Source organism: Nocardioides sp. CPCC 206348, assembly GCF_048654705.1.
In the GTDB taxonomy this organism is placed as follows: Bacteria; Actinomycetota; Actinomycetes; order Propionibacteriales; family Nocardioidaceae; genus Nocardioides.
Genome location: NZ_JBMCZA010000239.1, coordinates 29,118 through 32,177, shown reverse-complemented (window position 1 = coordinate 32,177; position 3,060 = coordinate 29,118). Strand labels below are relative to the sequence as shown.

The window sequence follows — 3,060 nt, the reverse complement described above, 5'->3', positions numbered from 1 at the left end:
GCCGCCGGCAGGTCCGTCCGAAGGTGGTAGCCGGTGCTCAGCAGGAGGGGTACGACGACGGTGGGGCCGGCGGTCGTCGCGACGACATCGGCGAACAACGGCGAGCAGAGCTCGACGTACGACGTCGTGGCGGGCCAGCCGAGTCGCGCACCGGCCGCTGCGGTGAGCTCGGCGGCCACGAGGTTGCCGACCTCCGTACGCGTGCCGTGGGCGACCGTCACCAGCCGGGGCACCTCGAGCGTCCGATCGCCACACTTCGGGGCCCCAATTGCCACACTTCGTGCCCCCATTTCCCACACTTCGTGCCTCATGACGACACCGCCAGGCGGTAGCCGCGCTTCACGACGGTCTGGACGCAACGGGTGCCGATGGCGGCGCGGAGGCGGGCGACGGCCATCTCGACCGCGTGCTCGGAGCCGGCGGTGCCGGACGGGAGGGAGGTGAGGAGGTCGCGGCGGGAGACGACGGTGCCGGGGTTGACCAGGAGTGCGGCCAGGACGGCGTACGGGGCTGGGGAGAGCTTGACCTCGACACCGTCGAGGAGCACGTCGTCGCCGTGCAGGAGCAAGGTGTGGCCGCCGACCTCGAGCGAGGTGCCGGTGGCGCGGGAGGGGAGCTCGGTCTCGAGCTGCTTGACCATGGCGGCCAGGCGCGAGCGCTCCGGGTAGATCGACGGGACGCCCCACATCTCGAACGCCGCGGCCGTGACCGGCCCGACGCAGGAGGCGATCACGTCGGCCTGGAAGGCGGTGACCACCTCGTCGCGGTGGCCCGTCGTCCCGGCAGCCTCCATCAGGGCGGCGATCGCGGGGGCGGCGGTGAAGGTGACCGCGTGGACGCGGCGCTCGGCGATCTGCTCGATCAGGCCGAACATCGGCTCCGGGTCGACGGCACCCTCGACGCGGTAGACCGCGACGGTGGTGACCTCGGCACCGAGACGACGCAGCGCGTGGGCCGCCATCGACAACGACTGGCCGTGCTCCTGCACCACGATCCGCAGGCCGTTCAGGTCCCGGCCGCGCAGGTGGCCGAGCACGTCCTCGAACTCCTCGGACTCCGGCGCCCACAGCTCGCGCAGGCCGAACCGGCGCAGGGCGCCCACACTCTTCGGGCCGCGGGCAAGGATCTCGGCGCCGTTCAGGTGCGTGACGAGGTCGTCGAGCAGCCCCCAGCGCTCGGACGCGGTGAACCACGACTTCAGGCCGATGCCGGTCGTGGCCACGAAGATGTCGACCGGCTGGGACAGGACGTCCTTCGTGGCGGCGAGCAGCCCGACCTCGTCGATCCGGTTGGGGTCGACGGACAGTGCCGGCGCATGGACGACCTCCGCCCCGCGCCGTTCGAGCAGCGCGATCTGCTCATCGGCCCGCCGGGCGGCGGTCACGCCGATCCGGAAGCCGTCGAGCGGGAGGTCGGTCATGGAGCGATTGTCCCCCGTCGGGCCCCTACCGCGACAACACCGTCGATGACCCGGACGTCGTACGTCGCGACGGAGACCTCTGCGTTGTCCAGGCAGATGCCCGTGCGGAGGTCGAACGGCTGCTTCAGCAGGGGGCTCGCCACGAAGGGCACCTGCTCCTCGACCCGACCATCGACGCCGTCGACGACGACCGTCTTCGTGCCGACGATGCCGCGCGACAGCACGGACGCCTTGCCGAACGGGTCGAAGTTCGACAGTGCGTAGACCTCGTCGTCGTACGTCCGGAAGACGGCGACGGCCTCCCCCGCGACGAGCGCGGTCACGCCGGACTCCTTGCGGATCTGGTCGAGACGACACACCACGGTGTCGATGCTGGTGCGCTCCAGGCTCGTCATCACGGGGCTCCCACAGGGATCGTGCTGCCCAGCGAGACCGGGCCGTCGGTGAGCTCGGCCTGGATCTGGCCGCGCTCCTCACGGAAGGTGATGTTCGGGTCGGGCGTGCCGGGCGCGTTGACGAAGGACACGAAGCGGGCGAGCTTCTCGGGGTCCTCGATGGTGGCCTTCCACTCGTCGAAGTACGAGTCGACGTGGGTGTCCATCGCGGCTTCCAGCTCGGCGCCGAGGCCGAGCGCGTCGTCGACGACGACCTCGCGGATCCGGTCCAGGCCACCGATGGCGTCCATCCAGTACGACGTCCGCTGGAGGCGGTCCGCGGTCCGGATGTAGTACATGAGGAACCGGTCGAGGTACTTGATCAACGTGGCGGTGTCGAGGTCACCCGCGAGCAGCTGCGCGTGGGACGGGATGGCGCCGCCGTTGCCGCAGACGTAGAGGTTCCAGCCCTTCTCCGTCGCGATGATGCCGAAGTCCTTGGACCGGGCCTCGGCGCACTCACGCGCACACCCGGAGACGCCGCCCTTGAGCTTGTGGGGCGAGCGCAGGCCGCGGTAGCGGAGCTCGAGCTCGATCGCCAGGCCGACCGAGTCCTGCACGCCGTACCGGCACCAGGTCGAGCCGACGCAGGACTTCACCGTGCGCAGGGACTTCCCGTAGGCGTGGCCGGACTCCATGCCGGCGTCGACCAGCTGCTTCCAGATCGCCGGGAGGTCCTCCATGCGGGCACCGAACAGGTCGATCCGCTGGCCGCCGGTGATCTTCGTGTAGAGGCCGAACTCCTTGGCGACCTGGCCGATCACGATCAGCTTGTCGGGAGTGATCTCGCCGCCGGGGATGCGCGGGACGACGGAGTAGGTGCCGTTCTTCTGCAGGTTGGCGAGGTACGCGTCGTTGGTGTCCTGCAGCGTGGCGTTCTCGCCGTCGAGCACGTGGTGGTTGAGCAGGCTCGCGAGGACGGAGGCGACGGCGGGCTTGCAGATGTCGCAGCCGCGGCCCTTGCCGTGGCCCTCGATGATGTCGTCGAACCGGTTGTAGCCGTGGACGGCGACGACGTCGAAGAGCTCCTGGCGCGTCATCGCGAAGTGCTCGCACAGCGACTTGTCGACGACCTTGCCGGTCGCGGCGAAATGGTCCTCGACGATCTTCTTGACGACCACCTTGCACGACCCACAGGTCGATCCGGCCTTGGTGCACTTGGTGACACACCCGGCGTCGCTGCACGGTCCGCCGTCGTTGAGCGTG

Annotated in this window: 3 protein-coding genes and 1 pseudogene; all 4 read right to left on the bottom strand. The window is 70.0% G+C overall.

All coding sequences use genetic code 11. The annotated features are described in order from the left end of the window. The coding region (locus tag ACOADB_RS27385) for a CbiX/SirB N-terminal domain-containing protein (RefSeq protein WP_378606560.1) at positions 1 to 221 on the bottom strand (221 nt) is incomplete at its 3' end. Between the two features lie 86 nt (positions 222 to 307). After that, a complete protein-coding gene (locus ACOADB_RS27380; RefSeq protein ID WP_378606557.1) occupies positions 308 to 1,420 on the bottom strand; it encodes a uroporphyrinogen-III synthase in 1,113 nt (370 codons plus the stop codon). Next, a complete protein-coding gene (gene nirD, locus ACOADB_RS27375) occupies positions 1,417 to 1,815 on the bottom strand; it encodes a nitrite reductase small subunit NirD (protein WP_378606554.1) in 399 nt (132 codons plus the stop codon). Before nirD ends, ACOADB_RS27380 begins: the two co-directional genes overlap by 4 nt. Beyond that, a pseudogene (locus ACOADB_RS27370) lies at positions 1,815 to 3,060 on the bottom strand (nitrite reductase (NAD(P)H)); the annotation flags it as partial. The pseudogene ACOADB_RS27370 and the gene nirD, both read right to left, overlap by 1 nt.